General features: G+C 67.1%; 14 protein-coding genes. 7 read left to right on the forward strand and 7 right to left on the reverse strand.

Features of this window, described 5'->3' with window-relative positions; all coding sequences use genetic code 11:
• The first annotated feature begins 8 nt into the window (after positions 1-8).
• Entirely contained in the window at positions 9-1,262 is a 1,254-nt protein-coding gene (locus ON44_RS44085) for an FAS1-like dehydratase domain-containing protein (protein WP_040701272.1), read from the forward strand.
• A 96-nt stretch (positions 1,263-1,358) separates the two neighbouring features.
• On the opposite strand, the gene ON44_RS44090 is transcribed toward ON44_RS44085, so the two are convergent.
• A complete protein-coding gene (locus tag ON44_RS44090; protein WP_245567564.1) occupies positions 1,359-2,759 on the reverse strand; it encodes a FadR/GntR family transcriptional regulator in 1,401 nt (466 codons plus the stop codon).
• 232 nt (positions 2,760-2,991) lie between these two features.
• Positions 2,992-3,783 carry an SDR family NAD(P)-dependent oxidoreductase gene (locus ON44_RS44095; protein WP_051183383.1) on the reverse strand — a complete coding sequence of 264 codons (792 nt, stop codon included), beginning with the start codon at positions 3,781-3,783 and terminating at the stop codon, positions 2,992-2,994.
• Positions 3,784-3,932: 149 nt separating this feature from the next.
• On the opposite strand from ON44_RS44095, the gene ON44_RS44100 reads away from it, so the two are divergent.
• The gene (locus tag ON44_RS44100) at positions 3,933-5,132 is read left to right on the forward strand and encodes an acyl-CoA dehydrogenase family protein (protein WP_040701273.1); all 1,200 of its coding nucleotides are present in this window, start codon (positions 3,933-3,935) and stop codon (positions 5,130-5,132) included.
• Positions 5,129-6,667, forward strand: a complete 1,539-nt coding sequence (locus ON44_RS44105) for an AMP-binding protein (RefSeq protein ID WP_245567563.1) — start codon at positions 5,129-5,131, stop codon at positions 6,665-6,667. The genes ON44_RS44100 and ON44_RS44105 overlap by 4 nt, the downstream gene beginning before the upstream one ends.
• Positions 6,668-6,698: 31 nt before the next feature.
• Here ON44_RS44105 and ON44_RS44110 read toward each other — a convergent pair whose 3' ends face one another.
• On the reverse strand, positions 6,699-7,070 hold the full coding sequence (locus tag ON44_RS44110; protein ID WP_040701274.1) for a DoxX family protein: 372 nt from the start codon (positions 7,068-7,070) through the stop codon (positions 6,699-6,701).
• Between the two features lie 110 nt (positions 7,071-7,180).
• Here ON44_RS44110 and ON44_RS44115 point away from each other — a divergent pair, with 110 nt between their 5' ends.
• Together ON44_RS44115 and ON44_RS44120 are read left to right on the forward strand one after the other, a co-directional pair.
• Positions 7,181-7,807 carry a TetR/AcrR family transcriptional regulator gene (locus ON44_RS44115; RefSeq protein ID WP_040701354.1) on the forward strand — a complete coding sequence of 209 codons (627 nt, stop codon included), beginning with the start codon at positions 7,181-7,183 and terminating at the stop codon, positions 7,805-7,807.
• 310 nt (positions 7,808-8,117) lie between these two features.
• Positions 8,118-9,641, forward strand: a complete 1,524-nt coding sequence (locus tag ON44_RS44120; RefSeq protein ID WP_040701275.1) for an acyl-CoA synthetase — start codon at positions 8,118-8,120, stop codon at positions 9,639-9,641.
• A 152-nt stretch (positions 9,642-9,793) separates the two neighbouring features.
• Here ON44_RS44120 and ON44_RS44125 read toward each other — a convergent pair whose 3' ends face one another.
• From ON44_RS44125 to ON44_RS44140, 4 genes are read right to left on the reverse strand one after another with little or no spacing between them, the layout of a single operon-like run.
• Positions 9,794-11,449, reverse strand: a complete 1,656-nt coding sequence (locus ON44_RS44125; RefSeq protein ID WP_040701276.1) for a thiolase C-terminal domain-containing protein — start codon at positions 11,447-11,449, stop codon at positions 9,794-9,796.
• Positions 11,450-11,469: 20 nt separating this feature from the next.
• The gene (locus ON44_RS44130; RefSeq protein WP_040701277.1) at positions 11,470-12,615 is read right to left on the reverse strand and encodes a thiolase family protein; all 1,146 of its coding nucleotides are present in this window, start codon (positions 12,613-12,615) and stop codon (positions 11,470-11,472) included.
• Positions 12,616-12,625: 10 nt separating this feature from the next.
• Entirely contained in the window at positions 12,626-13,822 is a 1,197-nt protein-coding gene (locus ON44_RS44135; protein ID WP_051183374.1) for a CaiB/BaiF CoA transferase family protein, read from the reverse strand.
• Complete coding sequence (locus ON44_RS44140) at positions 13,822-14,586, reverse strand: crotonase/enoyl-CoA hydratase family protein (protein WP_040701278.1); 765 nt, start codon at positions 14,584-14,586, stop codon at positions 13,822-13,824. Before ON44_RS44140 ends, ON44_RS44135 begins: the two co-directional genes overlap by 1 nt.
• A gap of 163 nt (positions 14,587-14,749) precedes the next feature.
• Between ON44_RS44140 and ON44_RS44145 the strand changes: the two genes are divergently transcribed.
• Positions 14,750-15,898 (forward strand): acyl-CoA dehydrogenase family protein, encoded by a 1,149-nt coding sequence (locus ON44_RS44145; RefSeq protein WP_040701279.1) that lies wholly within the window; start codon positions 14,750-14,752, stop codon positions 15,896-15,898.
• Positions 15,899-15,908: 10 nt separating this feature from the next.
• Positions 15,909-16,676: an SDR family NAD(P)-dependent oxidoreductase gene (locus ON44_RS44150; protein WP_040701280.1), complete on the forward strand. Its 768-nt coding sequence runs from the start codon at positions 15,909-15,911 to the stop codon at positions 16,674-16,676.
• Positions 16,677-16,693 lie beyond the last annotated feature (17 nt).

The raw sequence follows: 16,693 nt of genomic DNA on the forward strand, positions 1-16,693 counted from the left end.
GAGGATCTGTGACGAGCACCGAGGACAAGCCCGCTGAACAGTTCGGTGTGCTGACCGACCAGGCGATCGAGCGGTCCCGCCGCCGTCTCGGCATACCGAATCCGCAGCGCAATCCGCCGCACAACTACCAGGTGACCTGGGATGGCGTGCGCCACTTCGCATTCGGCTACGGCGACGACAATCCGCTGTACTGCGATCCGGACTACGCGGCGCAGACCCGCTGGGGTTCGCTGATCGCGCCGCCGACCTTCCTCTACACGATGGGCGAGGATGCCGCGCCGAAGCCGGACGCCGAAACCAAGGCACTGCTGAAGGGTGACCCCTTCGCCGGGCTGGGCTCCTATCAGGCGGTAATGGAATTCGAGTGGTGGCAGCCGCTGCGCCTCGGTGACCGCAGCCGGGTGCTGCAGACCCAGGTCGGCGTCCAGCCCAAGCACAGCAGCTTCGGCGGCCGCACCGCGCACGTCACCCAGGATTACCTGTACACCAACGGATCCGGTGAGATGCACGCTGTGCGGCGCGGCACCTGGATCAATGCCGAGCGGCACACCTCGAGTAAGCGGGCCAAAGAGAAACTGGAGCAAACCCCTTATACACCAGCACAACTCGCCGAAATCGACGCGGCGTACGCGGCCGAGACCAGGTGCGGCGCCGAACCGCGCTACTGGGAGGACGTGGCGGTCGGCGAGGTGGTGCAGCCCAAGGTGAAAGGGCCGCTGACCACCACCGATGTGGTCGTCTGGCATCTGGGCTGGGGTATGCAGCTCACCCCGCCGGGCGCATTCAAGATCGCCGCGAATATCCGGCGCAAAGCCCCGGGCCTGTACCCGGCCAACGGGTTGAACATTCCGGATACCGTGCAGCGCCTGCACTGGGAACCCGCGCGGGCACAGGAACTCGGGCTGCCGAACTCCTACGACTACGGCGGCATGCGCGAGACCTGGCTGTGCCATCTGCTCACCGACTGGGTCGGCGACGACGGCTGGCTGTGGAAACTGCGCTGCGAGCACCGCAAATTCAATTACATCGGCGACACCACCTGGGTGCGCGGCACGGTCGTCGACAAGCGACAGGTGGACGGGCGCAACGAGATTCACCTCGAGGTGCGCTGCGAGAACCAGCGGGGTGAGATCACCACACCCGGTACCGCCGTCGTGCTGTTGCCGACGCGGGACCGCGCCGTCGAACTGCCCGCACCACCTGCCCCGGATCTGGACGGCATGGTGGCCCACGAACTGGCCCGGTTCAGCGTCAGCGGTTGATCCGGACCCGGCGGCCGGGACGCGGACAACGGAGTGGATAGCGTCCCGGCCGCCGAAACTTCAGTGGCGCTGCGGAATTCGGTCCGGCTGGAGGGTTCAGTGCCACCAAGGAGCGAGTGCGTCGAGGTGGCGGCGCATGCGGTGCCGGGCGATTCCGGCATCGCCCTGGACGATCGCGTCGAGGATGAGCTGGTGCACGTGCTCGACCTCCTCGGCGGCGGTGTCGCCGGGCAGCGGCTGATCATGTCCGGCCGCATGGCGGCGGAACAGTTCGGTGATGATCGACAGGAACAGCGAAAGTACCGGATTGCCTGCCATATCGGCCAACTCGGTGTGGAAGAGGTCGGCCTTGCGCGGGTCGTCGGCCGGACCCTCGGTCGGCCACCGGACCGCCGCCGCGAGACGTTGCGCCACTTCGTTATCGCCGTCGGCGTAGCGGGCGGTCACCCGGGCGACGATGCCGAGTTCGATGGCATTGCGGACGATTCGCAGATCGTCGGCGGTGACGCCTTCGTATTCGAGGAACAGCGCCATCGTGTCGATGCTGGCCTGCGGTTCGGGCTCGGTGACGACCAGTCCACCGCCCGGTCCGCGGCGCATCTGGGCGACCGCGTGGTATTCGAGTAGACGGACGGCCTCGCGCAGCACCGCTCGGCTGATCCCGTAGCGGGCGAGCATATCGGTCTCCGAGCCGAGCACCATACCGACCTGCCAGCCGCGCGCAGCGATATCGTCGTGGATCCTGGCGGCGACCACTTCGGCCAGCTTTGCCCGCGGCCCCTCGACCATTTCGGGCTCGATCACATTGCCCGCGACCCGCGGACCGCGACGCACCCGGTGCTTTTCGATCCAGGCGGCCACCGACTCCAGATGTGCGGTCAGATCCGTCTGCGCCCGCGCGCCGTCGCCATCGATGACCGCATCGATGATGGCCCGGTGCGCGATGCGTGAGGTCTCCTTGGAGCTCAGGATCTCTGCCTTCGAGAGCCTGCGTGAGGTATTCGCATATCGTGCGGTGAGGCGGGTCAGCACGTCGATGAACAAGTGCAGCACCGGATTTCCGGATAATTCGCCGAGCATGGGATGCAGCGGATCCTGGGACTGAACCCCGGGTTCGTCGGCGTGCCGGACCTCGTATTCGAGGGCCGTTCGCAAGGTATCGATACCCTCTTCGGTGATCCGTTCCGCGGCCAGCCCCGCCGCGATCGGCTCGAGCAATAACCGGGCCTGCAGCAGGTCCGACACACTGGTGCCGACGTACTCGAGGTAGATCACCATGGCTCGCGTCGCCGGGCCCGCATCAGGAGCGCAGACGAACAGGCCGCCATTGGGACCGCGCCGCATCTTGGCGACCTGGTGATGTTCGACCAGCCGCACCGCCTCGCGCAGCACCGCGCGGCTGACCCCGAAGCGTTCGCGCAGGTCCACCTCGGACCCCAAGGACTCACCGACCGGCCAGCCGCGGCGCATCACATCCGCCTCGATACGATGGGCGATCTGGGCCGCGAGTTTGCCGACCGGTGCGCCGGTCTCGACGGTGGTGAGGTCGGAGTCCTGCTCGCTGTCGGCGGGCTCGACGTCGACGGCAGTCACTATGGGCCAACTCCTCAATGCGGACTTTGCGGATCCTCAGTCTACTGGCCGGTTGGCCAAAAGTGCGTGCGACGTGCGGGGGAAAGTGGGTGAGTGACGAGATTAGGGCCACTGTTTGTCACTCACTCACCGGGCATCAAGCGCCCAGCATCTGCAATCCACCGCTGACCGCGATCAACTGGCCGGTCATATAGCGCGATCCCGGTCCGGCCAGGAATACCATGACCGGCCCGAGGTCGGCGTACGGATCACCGAGTTCGCCGCGCAGCGGGATGGTCTCCCGCAGGCGTTCGGCGAGCGCGGCCGAACCCGCGGGGCCGAGATGCTCCCGAAAGCGGTCGGTGCCGGGAGTCTCGACCGCTGGTGCGAGTGCGTTCACCGTGACGTCGAACCTTCCCCACGCCGCGGCCGCGGACCTGGTCCACGCCTGCACACCGGCCTTCGCGGCCGCGTAGTGCGGCGCGAGCGGATTTCCGCGAATCGCCTCGCCCGAACCGAGATTGATGATTCGCCCACCGGCGTCGCGCATGCGCTCGAACGCCGCCTGGTTGGTGAGGATCGTGGTCCGGAGATTGGCGTCGAGGACGAAATCGAACTCGTCCTCGGTCAGCTTCTCCGGGGTGCTGGGCTGCCAGACGCCCGCCGCGTTCAGCAGGATGTCGAGTCCGCCGAGGATCGCGGTCGCCGATTCGAAGGCGGCGTCGACGGAAGCGCGGTCGCGCGCATCGCAGGACAACCAGTCGCAGCGCCCCTTCAACTCGTCCGGCGGCGGCGTGTGGTGGAAGAGACCGACGACACTGGCGCCGGCGTCCAGGAATGCGGCAACGGCCGCGGCGCCGACTCCGGTGGCCGCACCGGTCACCACGGCGCGGCGGCCGGTGAGTGGGCGGCCCGCCGATACCTGCTCGGGCTCGAGGGTCGTACTCATCGCGGATCCTTTCATTTGATAAGGAGTATACTCTTTTGAGTGTTCGATCAAGATGTATCGCGGAGAATGGCGCGAATCCTAGGTTGAACAGTGGGTTAGAGTGGCCCCATCGCGAGGTCGTGGTGCCCGACGATGAGGAGTAGATAGCGATGCAGCTGGAGTCCACGCCGGAACTCGAAGCGTTCCGGAAGAAGGTGCGGGCATTCGTCGCCGAGCACGCGCCGGGAATCAAGACCCACACCGGTGTGCGCGCGCCCGAACCCGAACTCATGCCCGCCATCCGCGAGTGGACCGCGAAGCTGTTCGACGCGGGCTTCCTCGGCATCAACTGGCCCGCCGAATACGGTGGTCGGCCCGACGCGCATCCGCTCGAACCGTTCATCGTCGTCGAGGAGATCACCCGCGCCCGCACCTGGCAGCCGATCGGCGCGGCCGCGCTCGCCTCGGCCGCGGTGATCGACTTCGGCACCGACGAGCAGCGGGCGCGCTTCCTGCCCCGCATCCGCACCGGCGAAGACGTATGGTGCCAGCTGTTCAGTGAGCCGGGTGCGGGCAGTGATCTGGCGGCATTGCAGACGCGGGCGCGGCTCGAGGGTGAAGGCGATGACGCGGTATTCGTCATCGACGGCCAGAAGGTCTGGACCACCAACGGGCAGCACGCCGATATGGGATATCTGCTCGCGCGCACCGACCGCGATGCACCGAAACACAAGGGCATCACGGCATTTGCGCTCGATATGCGCAGTCCGGGCGTCGACATCCGGCCGCTGCGCGAGATCACCGGTACCACCGATTTCAACGAGGTATTCCTCGACGGTGTCCGGATTCCGGTGGCGAATGTGATCGGTCGGGTGGACGACGGCTGGCGAGTGGCGATGAGCAGCCTCGGACACGAGCGCTCCGGCGTGGCCGCGCGCGGGGTGGAGTTGTTCGCCGCGCTCGACGATCTGTTGCGGCTGGCCGGGGCGACATCGGTCGGCGGCGGGCCCGCACTGGAGGATTCCGCCACGCGGCAGGCGATCGGTGAGCTCGCCACGCGGGTGTATGTCAACGCGGCAATGGTCGGCCTCGCCCAATCCCGGATGCTGCATCACACCGAACAGCCCGCCGACGCCCCGATCGGGAAGATCTTCTTCAGCGAACTCAATTACGACCTGGTCGAATTCGGGATGCGGCTGCAGGGCACGGACGGGCTACTGACCGAGGCCGACCCGGATGCGGTGGCGGCGGGCTGGTGGCAGGACGCGCACCTGTATTCGCGTGCCTACACGATCGCCGGTGGTGCGAACGAGATCCTGCGGACACAGGTCGCGGAGCGGGGATTGGGGCTACCCCGGGAATCCCGGTGACAACCAGCGAGATCCGGACGCTGATTTCGGAGATCGAGCGCGGCGCCGCCGAGCACGGGGGAGTGCCGGTGGTTTTCGCCGGAACCGAGCGGACGGTTTCGACGACACTCTGTGCGTTGGTCTCCGACGCGACGCGGGTGGCGGGTGCGCTGCAGGGGCTCGGGGTGGGGCCGGGCGACATCGTCGCGGTGCAGCTGCCGAACTGGTACGAGGGCGCGGTCGCGCAGACAGCCGTCACACTGTGCGGTGCGGTGCTGCTGCCGATCGTATTGAGTTACCGCACAAGGGAACTCGGCTTCATACTCCGGTGGTCCGGGGCGTGTGTACTCGTGGTGCCCGGTGTCCGTCGCGGTCGCGATCATGCGGCAATGATCGCGAGCCTCGGAGAACTGCCTGGGCTACGTGTTGTCGTGGTGGATGAGCAGGCGGCGGAGGGGATGATCCCGTTCGGTGATCTCACCGACCACCCCTACCTGCGCCCCGAGGTGCGCCCGTCGGATCGTGCGTTGCTCGTCTTCACATCGGGGACGACGGCCGATCCGAAGGGCGTACAGCACTCGCATGCGTCACTACTGGCCGAGCTGGATTCGCAACTGACACTGCGTGAAAGCGGGCACGCGGCACGGCATCTGGCGTTGTTCCCCGCCGGACACGTCGCCGGACTGCTCGGGCTACTGCGCATCGTGATCCACGGCGACGAGACCGTCGTACTCGATGCCTGGCAGGCCGCCCGGGCAGCCGCGCTGGTCGACGAATACGCCCTGACGTCCGGTGTCGGCGCACCGATATACCTTTCCGGACTGCTCGACGAACGCGACCGCGGCACCGCCTCCCTCACGACATTGCGTGAGTTCCTCGTCGGCGCCGCCGGGGTAGCGCCCGCGCTCATAACCCGTGCCGATCGCGCCGGTATCGCCGCATTCCGTTCCTACGGTTCCAGCGAGCATCCCACCATCAGTTCGGGGCGACCGTCGGATCCGCTGATCAAGCGGGCCAACACCGACGGCCGCGTGACCCATGGCAACCAGGTGCGCCTCGTGGACGCGGACGGCATGGATGTGCCGGAGGGGGAGATCGTCACCCGTGGCGGCGAGCTGTTCCTCGGCTACACCGACCCGGAACTGGACGCCGCGGCGTTCCTGCCGGGCGGCTGGTTCCGCACCGGCGATATCGGCCGCCTCGACGCCGACGGCTATCTGACGATCACCGACCGCAAGAAGGACATCATCGTTCGCGGCGGGGAGAACATCTCCGCGAAGGAGGTCGAGGACGTCCTCGCACAGCATCCGGCGGTGGCCGAGGCGGTCGCGGTGGGCTTACCGGATGAGCGCTACGGCGAGCGGGTCTGTGCCGTTGTCGTGCTGCGCGCGGATTGCGCACTGGATCTCGACGAAATCGGAAGGCATTTCGCCCGAACCGGTTCGGCACGGCAGAAGACACCCGAGCGGCTCGTCATCGTCGACGAACTGCCTCGAACGGCCGCGGGCAAGGTGCAGAAGTTCGTGCTGCGCGAACGGATGCGCGGCCAGCGGTAGCCGCGCATCCGCCCGCCATCAGCTGGTGGCGTCAGAACGAGTACGGGCCGAACCGGCCCCACGCGATCACGGCGGCAAGTACGAACAGCACCACGCTGGGCGCGATTTCGGCCCATTCGCTGCGGCGCGCGTGCGTCAGGGCGGCGCCGATCATGATGATCGCGACGCCGACCGCGGCGATCGGGGTGAGTACCGGGACGATTCCGGTGAGCGCTGGCAGCACGAGGCCGAGTCCGCCCACCACCTCGACCGCGCCGATCGCCTTCACCTGCTGGTCGGTGAAGCTTTCGACCCAGGACATTTTGGCGGCGAGTTTTTCGCGCGGCTGGGCGAGTTTCGTGGCGCCGGCGGCCACCAAGACCACGGCCAACAGGCCCTGGAGGATCCAGAGGAAGACGTTCATCGAGAACTCCTAGTCCAATCGCTCGACCGGAGGGCGGTGAGCGGGCAAACGCGAACAGAATCAAAAGCGGACTTTACCCCGCTTTCATTCCCGGCGGTAACTTGGAACTCGTGGAACCGACTGCGCTACACCTCGGCCTGCCGCGTAACGAACGCGGCGATGCCGCACGTAATCGACGACATCTGCTGGATGTGGCGCGCCAATTGGTCGACGAACTCGGCGTCGAAAAAGTCACGATGGATGGATTGGCCGAACGTGCCGGACTCGGCAAGGGAACGGTATTCCGCCGATTCCGGACCAAGGCGGGCATCTTCCACGCCCTGATGGACGAGGACGAAAAAGCCTTCCAGCAATCGGTACTGTCGGGCCCACCGCCACTGGGCCCCGGCGCCGACCCGATCCAGCGATTGATCGCCTACGGCCGAGCTCGCCTGGACTTCCTGTTCGACCATATCGCGATCGCCCGCGCATCCCTGGACGCCAACCAGCCGATCCCGGTCGGCGCGGCCACCATCTCCCAATTCCACGTCCGCATGCTGCTGAACCAGGCGCGCGTGGACAGTCCGGACACCGATGTCCTCGCCATTCAGTTGACTGCGGCTTTGGAAGCCCCCGTCCTGCTCTACCTGCACGCCACGACCGCGGCCGATACCGCCCATGCGCGAAAGCAATTGGCTGATGGTTGGGAGCGACTGGTCGAACGGATCGTCACCCGAACCCGGTGGACGCCAGGGTGATTCGATAGCCGACTCGCTCGGAGAACCTCTCCGCGTTCCGGTAGACCGTTCGATCAGTTGCCGCGCGGATTCCGGCGATCCTTGATCCGAAGCGTCGATTAAGGATACTCTAATTTCGCAGGTGGCGAGCCGCGCGGTGCTGACGCACTACGAAACCACTGCACCGCAGGTAATTCCGGTCGGACTTCGTCGCACCGGTGGCGAAACTACTGTCGCACGATATCGACTGCCGGGTCCAGGTGACCATGCTGGATCAAGGGTGCGGCAAAGCTGAACCGGGACAACGGAACCGAACAATCAGGAGCGAGCGATGCGGCTCACAACACTGGCGGCGGAGCTGGCGGACAAGCCCGCGATCATCATGGGCGGTTCGGGTGCCGCACTCACCTACCGCGACCTCGAGGCCAGGTCCAACCGGATCGCGCGGATGTTCAGGGCGCGCGGTTTGCGCACCGGCGATCACATCGCCTTGCTGTTCGACAACACGATCGACATGTTCCCGATCGTGTTCGCCGCGCAGCGGTCGGGCCTGTTCTACACCCCGGTGAATTGGCATCTGTCCGAGTCCGAGGCGATCTACATCGTCGAGAATTGCGAAGCCCGCGTTCTGCTTTCCGCGCCGGCCCTGGAGGATTCGGCCGCGGCAATCGGCCGTGCGCTGCCCGGTCTCGAGCGGATCGTCACCGGCGACATATCCGGGGTGCGGAGCCTCGACAACGCGATCGCGGGCTGTCCCGTCGACCCGATCGAGGACGAGACCGAGGGCTACTACATGTTTTACTCGTCCGGCACGACCGGCCGCCCGAAGGGCGGCCTGCCCGAGATCTCCGGGCTGCCCTTCGGCGCGGGATTGCCGATCGACCACCGGATGGCCGCCGCCTTCGGCTTCGACCGGGACACCGTCTATCTCAGTCCCGGCCCGCTCTATCACGCCGCGCCGCTCGCGTGGACTATCGGCACCATTCGCAATGGCGGAACAGCCGTGGTGATGGAGAAATTCGACGCCGAGCACGCACTGCGGTTGATCGAACGGCACGGCGTAACCCACGGCCAGTTCGTGCCGACCATGTTCGTGCGCATGCTCAAACTCCCCGAAACGGTGCGAGCGCGCTACGACGTATCCGGTCTGCGCGCGGTCGTGCACTCCGCTGCCCAATGCCCGGTCGAGGTGAAAGAGCGGATGATCGACTGGTTCGGTCCGAAGCTGGTGGAGTTCTACGGTGGCACCGAGGGCACCGGATTCTGCATGATCGACACCCCGACCTGGCTGACCCACAAGGGCTCGGTCGGCAAACCACTGCGCGGCATCCCGCACATCTGCGACGACGGCGGCAACGAACTGAAGCCTGGCGAGATCGGAACGATCTGGTTCAGCGACGCCGGGCAATTCTCCTACCACCGCGACCCGGACAAGACGGCGAGCGCATACAACGACAAAGGCTGGAATACCCTCGGCGACCTCGGATACGTAGACGAGGAGGGCTACCTCTACCTTTCCGGCCGCCGCACAGACCTGATCCTCTCCGGCGGCGTCAACATCTACCCCCGAGAAATCGAAGACGTACTGACCCTGCACCCCGCAGTCGACGACGTAGCCGTAATCGGCATCCCCGACACCGAATTCGGCCAACGCGTCCACGCCGTCGTCCAACCCGCCGCCCCAGCCACCCCGGGCCCGGACCTCGCCGCAGCCCTGATCGCCTACTGCCGCGAACATCTCGGCCACTACAAATGCCCGAAATCGGTCTCGTTCGAACTCGTCCCCCGCCTCCCCAGCGGCAAGATCCTGCGCCGCGAACTGATGAAGGCGTATGAGAAGGGGGCGAAGTCCTAGCCTCGGCGCTGGTCGTACATCGCCCGAAACCCTTACGCGCGTTGGGCGATCCGGGCACCGTCATTGCCGGTCGATGGCATGTGAACCTCTGACAGCAACGACGCTCGAGCGGAGGTGACCAACGACGGTGCTGACGGCCGCCAATTCGTCGACTATGCCCGTTTCAGCAGCATCGCCCCGGAAGGGACACCGCCTCCTGCGGTTACCACCGCAACTCGCGCGTCATCGACCTGACGGCCATGGGCGGCGCCGCGCAGTTGCAGCATTGCCTCGCGGACGAACCCGTAGCCATGGAGGCGGCCGGCCGAGAGTTGTCCGCCGTGGGGGTTGAGGGGGAGGGGGCCGTCGAGGGCGATGGTTTTGCCGCCCGCGATGAAATCGGTTGCCTCGCCGGGGCCGCAGAAGCCGAGACCCTCGATCCAGGACAGGGCGTTGAAGGTGAAGCCGTCGTAGAGGAGGGCGACGTCTACGTCGGCGGGGGTGAGGTCGGTGCGGGTCCAGAGGTGGGCCGACGGGCCGCGGGACTGCGGGGTGTGGGTCAGGGTGTCCTGGTCCCAGCTGAGCCGCTCCAGGATCGCGGTGCCGACGGCCTCGACCAGCACTGGTGGGTGCGGGCGGTCATCGGTGGTCTCGATGGCCGAGACCACCACCGCGATGGCGCCGTCGCACGGGATATCGCAGTCGTAGAGACCGAAGGGGGTGGTCACCATGCGGGCATCGAAGTAGTCGTCGATGGTCAGCGGGTCGCGGTAGAGGGCCTCCGGGTTGCGCACCGCGCCCGCGCGTGCGGTGACCGCGATGGCACCGAGCGCTTCGCGCCCGACGCCGTAGCGGTGCAGGTAGTGCGAGGCGTTGCAGCCGATCCACTGGGCAGCCGACATGGCACCGAAGGGCGCTCGAAACTCCATCATTCCGCTCGCACGGCCACCGTCTGGATGCCACTCACCAGACCGCAGCAGCGCGCTGTGCGACGCCTCCCAGACCGTGCGGAAGCACAGCACATGCCGACACAGCCCGGCCGCGACCGCGAGCATGGCGGCGGTGATCGAGCCGATCTGCCCCGGTACCTCGCGCGCACCGTTGACCCAGGTCGGAGTCAGCTGCAGCGCCTCGGTGAGGGCCGTGATGCCGCCTTCGCTCATACCGCCGGGGACCGCTCCCGGATAGGTGGACAGCCCGTCGATCTCGCTCAGGTCGAGTCCGGCGTCCGCCACCGCGGCCAGGCAGGCGTCGACGGTCAGTGAGATCGGGTCGACCATGAGTCGTCGGCCCACTTGCGACTGCCCGACCCCGGTGAGTGCGACCTTGTCCTCGTACTTGCGTGGGGAAGCCATGGGCCGCAGCGCATTTCGGACCTCGCGCGGCTCGGGTAACGGCCCCGGCCCTTCGGCCGCTTCGGTTTCTGCGTCCGGTTCGAACAGGGGAAGGTACAGATCATCGACCTGTTCGAAACGCGCCCGCACCCGCATTCCGATGTGCACTTCGTCCGGCTCGCAACCGACGATATTGGTGGTCAGCCGCGCCCGATCGTCCTCGGCGAGCGCGACCACCGCTACTACGTACGGCGGCGGGAACTTCGGCAACCACGTCTGGTGGTTCACGCTGAACCCGACGACCACCGCCTTCCCGGAGGTCGGCGCGAGCGACACCGCCCGCCCGCGACAGGACGGGCACACCGGCATCGGTGGATGGAAGAACCGCCCGCAGTCGGCGCAGTGCGAAATCCTGAGGACGCCGTCGGCACCGGATCGCCAGAACTCGGCGCTCGCGAGTGTCGGTTGCGGTAGCGGGCGATCCGGGGCGGACATGATGTGGGATACCTCGAATTTCAGCGGAGCAGTTCGATAATGGTCGCGTTGGCGGTGCCGCCGCCCTCGCACATGGTCTGCAGTCCGTACTGCAGGTTCTCGCGCCGCAGCTGCGCGAGCAGCCGCGTCATCAGGATGGCACCCGAGCCACCGAGCGGGTGGCCGACACCGATCGCACCGCCGAGCGGGTTGAGCCGTTTGGCGTCGGCACCGGTTTCGGCGAGCCAGGCCAGCGGCACCGGCGCGAACGCCTCGTTGACCTCGAACGCACCGATATCGTCGATGGACAGTCCGGCCTTGCGCAGCACCTTCTCCGTCGCCGGGATCGGCCCGGTCAGCATCAGGATCGGGTCCGCGCCGCTCACCGCACCGGAGTGATAGCGCGCGATCGGTGTCAGACCGAGTTCGCGTGCCCGTTCGGTGGTCGTAATGAGCAGTGCGGCCGCACCGTCGGCGATCTGGGACGAATTGCCCGCGTGGATCGCGCCGTCGGGTTTGAACGACGGTTTCAGCCCGGCCAGCTTCTCTGCGGTGGTGCCACGGCGCAGTCCTTCGTCCACGGTGAACTTGGTCCCGTCGACCTCGATCGGCACGATGTGGTCGTCGAAGACGCCTTCGTCGATCGCCGCGGCCGCCTTGGCGTGCGAGCTCGCCGCGAACTCGTCGAGCTGGGTGCGGGTGAAGCCCCACCGTTCGACCATCAACTCGGCGCTGATGCCCTGGTTGAAGTCGAAGTTGTCATAGCGGGCCAGCACGGCGGGTCCGTACGGCTGCCCTGTGGTCCGGTGCGACCCGAGCGGAACGCGGGTCATCGTTTCCACACCACCGGCGACCACCAGGTCGTATTGCCCGGCCATGACGGCGTGCGCCGCGGAGTCGACGGCCTGCTGGCTGGAGCCGCAGGCGCGGTTGATCGTCACTCCGGGCACATGTTCCGGCCATCCGGCCGCGAGAACCGCGAACCGGCCGATATTGCTCGACTGGTCGCCGATCTGAGTGACACAGCCCCAGACCACATCGTCCACGGTGGCGGGATCGATCCCGTTGCGCTCCACCAGCGCATTGAGCACCTTCGCGGACAGATCGGCCGCGTGTACCGGCCCGAGCGTGCCGTTGCGCTTACCGATCGGGGTGCGGACCGCATCAACGATGACGGCGTCTCTCATATGGACCTCCTCAGTCCTGCGGGTCGGCACGGTGGCGACCCGGTCTGGTGTTGGTTGCCTCTTGGCTCGCCTGCCTGGCGGCACCGCTGTGCACGAGTTCGTCGCCGCTGCCGATACCCCAATCCTGGAATACCGCGCGGGTGTCGGCGCCGATGGCCGGCGCGGTCGCGCCGAGTCGCGCCGGGGTGGCCGAAAACCGCGGTGCCGCAGCGGGTTGGACCACACCGTCTCGGGTGACAACACTGCCGCGTGCGGCCAGATGCGGATGGGCTGCCGCCTCGGTGAGGCCGAGGATAGGAGCGACGCAGGCGTCGGTCCCTTCGAACAACTGAGCCCATTCGTCGCGGGTGCGCTCGGCGAATCGTTCGGCCAACATAATTCGCAGCTTCGGCCAGGTCGATCGGTCGTGCTGTTGTTCCGGGTCGATGTCGAGGTCGAGCAGCTCGATCAGCTGCCGGTAGAACTTTGCCTCCAGCGCACCGACCGCCATGTGCCGACCGTCTTTGGTCTCGTAGACGGAATAGAACGGCCAACCGCCGTCCAATTGATTGACCCCACGCTCGTCGGTCCACGCACCACGCGCGAGTTTGGCGAAGGTGCTCGCGAGCAGATGCGCGGTGCCGTCCACGATGGCCGCGTCGACTACCTGGCCGCGGCCGGTCCGCTCGACGGCGTACAGCGCGGCAAGCACCCCGATCACCAGATAGCAACCGCCGCCTCCGAAATCGCCGACCAGATTGAGTGGGATCTGCGGTGGTCCGCCCGCGGACCCGATCGCACTCAGCGCCCCCGTGAGGGCGATATAACCGATATCGTGCCCGGCCGCGGCGGCCAGCGGGCCGTCCTGACCCCAACCGGTCATCCGGCCGTACACCAGCCGGGGGTTGCGAGCCAGGCATTCGTGCGGCCCGATACCGAGACGTTCGGTGACGCCGGGACGAAATCCTTCGATCAATACGTCGGCACGCTCGATCAGGTCGAGCAGTGCGGCCGGACCCGACGGGTGCTTGAGATCGAGCACCACCGACCGCTTCCCGCGATCGGTCACATTGGTCGGGCCGCTCGCGTCCGGCTCATCGGCGCGTTCCGGCCGATCCACCCGGACGACCTCGGCCCCGAGATCGGCGAGGAACATCCCGGCGAAGGGACCGGGGCCGATGCCGCCGAGCTCGACGACCCGGCAGCCCGCCAGCGGTCCGCCGGACATCAGCGACCTTTCCAGATCGGTGCCCTCTTTTCCGCAAAGGCGGTGGCACCTTCGACGGCGTCGGCGGAGGAGAACACCGGCTGTGCGATGTCGACCTGCTTGGCCCAGCCCTCCTCCAGGGTCCAGTCGGCACTGGAACGGGCGATCTCTTTGGTCGCCGCGACGGCCAAAGGTCCGTTCGCCGTAATCGTTTCGGCGAGCGCCAATGCGCCCTCGAGCGCGCCGCCGTCCTCGGTGAGCCGGTTGACCAGGCCGACCTCGGCCGCCCGCTCGGCGCTGATCGGATCACCGGTCAGCAGCAACTCCAATGCGATCGCGAACGGCACCCGCCGCGGCAGCAGCAGCGCGGCACCGCCACGCGCGACCAGCGACCGCTTCACCTCGGGCACCCCGACGCGCGCGGTGCGGGCCGCGACCACGAGATCGCAGGCCAGCAGCAGTTCGAAGCCGCCGGCGACGGCCCAACCCTCGACCGCGGCGATCAGCGGTTTGCGCGGCGGCGTCATCGTGATCCCGCACAGGCCGCGGCCCTCGATCGCGGGACTCTCACCGCGCAGCCACGCCTTCAAATCCATACCGGACGAGAATGTCCCCCCGGCGCCGGTGAGCACGCCCGCCCATAACTCGTCCGACTGGTCGAGCTCGTCGACCGCGGCGGCCACCCCGGCCGCGACGCCGGCATTGAGCGCGTTCTTCGCCGTCGGGCGATTGATCGTTATGACCTGGACCGCGCCACGGCGCTCCACAAGCACTTCGTCCGACACATCTTCTCCTTCGCACTGGCCGTCGATCGGCGCCGCTCTCGGGCCGTTCGATTCAGAACAGTATACTTAATTTGGCTAATTTTCCGAATGAATGCGTATACTGAATTCGTCGCGGCGGCCCTTGGCGGCTATGGCGACGCGCTCGCTACGAGGAGGTAACCGGATGCGCCGGACGCTGTTCACCCAGGACCATGAGGACTTCCGTCTTCTGGTCCGCGACTACCTCGCCCGCGAGGTGGTCCCGGAGTACGAGCAGTGGCGCGACGCGGGCCTGGTGCCCCGTGAACTGTTCACCTCGCTGGGCAAACTCGGCATCATCGGCACCGCCATTGCGGAGGAATACGGCGGCGGGGGTCAGGACGACTACCGCTACAACGTGGTGCTCCAGGAGGAGTGCGCGCGGGCGGGCGTGACGCTCGGTGGCCTGCGCACCCACCTCGACATCGTCGTCCCGTACTTCCTGGGCTTGGCCGACGACGCCCAGCGGTCCCGCTGGTTCCCCGGACTGGCCTCGGGGGAGCTCTACACCGCGATCGCCATGAGCGAACCGGGTACCGGTTCGGATCTGGCGGGTGTCGCGACCAAGGCGGTTCGCGACGGCGACCACTACGTACTCAACGGAGCCAAGACCTTCATCACCGGTGGCTACCACGCCGACCTGGTCATCGTCGTCGCACGGACCAGCACCGATCCGGACAATCGCCGCGCAGGCCTTTCCCTGCTGGTGGTGCAGAAGGGTATGCCGGGCTTCACCGTCGGACGCAAACTCGACAAACTCGGTCTCACCGTGCAGGACACCGTCGAGCTGTCCTTCGCCGATGTGCGCGTCCCCGTCGCCAATCTGCTCGGCGCGGAAGGTGAGGCATTCTCCTACCTCGGCCGCAATCTGGCGCAGGAGCGGCTGGCCATCTCGGTCGGCGCGGTCGCGCAGGCCAGGGCCGCGCTCGAGATGACCATCACCTACGTCCGGGACCGGACCGTATTCGGTAAACCGGTCGCGCACTTCCAGAACACCAAATTCGAACTCGCGGCCATCGCCGCCGAGGTCGAGGCCGCCCAGACCATGCTCGACGCGGCCATCACGGCATTGGTCGCCGGCGAGTTGAGTCCCGTCGACGCGGCCAAGACCAAGCTGTTCTGCACCGAGATGCAGGGCCGTGTGGTCGACCGCTGCCTGCAATTGCACGGCGGCTACGGCTACATCCTCGAATCTCCGATCGCCCGGCTCTACGCCGACGCGCGGGTGAGCCGCATCTACGGCGGCACCAGCGAGGTCATGAAGACCATCATCAGTAAATCCCTTGGCTTATAAGGAGTTTGGTATGCACATCGACGGTTCCTCGGCACTGGTCACCGGCGGCGCCTCCGGGCTCGGTCTGGCCACCGCGCGTCGGATCATCGACCGTGGCGGGCGCGTCGTCCTCGCCGACATCTCCGAGGAGCAGGGCGCCAAGGCCGTCGCCGAACTCGGCGACGCGGCACAGTTCGTTCGCGCGGACGTGACCGACGAGGCCGAGATCTCCGCCGCCCTCGATGCCGCCGAAAAGAGCGGTCCGTTGCGTTTCGTCGTGCACTGCGCCGGCCGCGGCGGCGACCGGGTCCGGATCATCGACCGCGACCGCACCCCTGGTGACTTGGCGACCTTCGCCGAGGTCGTGCGGATCAATCTGATCGGCACCTACAACGTGCTGCGCCTGGCCGCCGCCCGCATGGCGGCGAACGAAATCGTCGACGGCGACCGCGGTTCCATCGTTCTCACCGCATCGGTCGCCGCATTCGACGGCCAGATCGGGCAGACCTCCTACACCGCCTCCAAGGCGGGCGTGCACGGTATCACCTTGGTCGGGGCCCGGGATCTGGCCAGCTGGCAGATTCGGGTGAACACCATCGCGCCGGGCATTATGGACACCCCGATGCTCGCCCGGCTGCGCCAGGACATCCGCGAAAGCCTGGCCGCCACCGTGCCGCATCCCAAGCGTCTCGGTGAGGGCGACGACTACGCCCGTCTCGCCGTCGAGATGCTGGAGAACCCCTACCTCAACGGCCAGACCATCCGGCTCGACGGCGCCATCCGCATGGCCCCGCGCTGACCGCCGCATCGATCGCA

The organism is Nocardia vinacea NBRC 16497, from assembly GCF_000308835.1.
Taxonomy (GTDB): domain Bacteria; phylum Actinomycetota; class Actinomycetes; order Mycobacteriales; family Mycobacteriaceae; genus Nocardia; species Nocardia vinacea.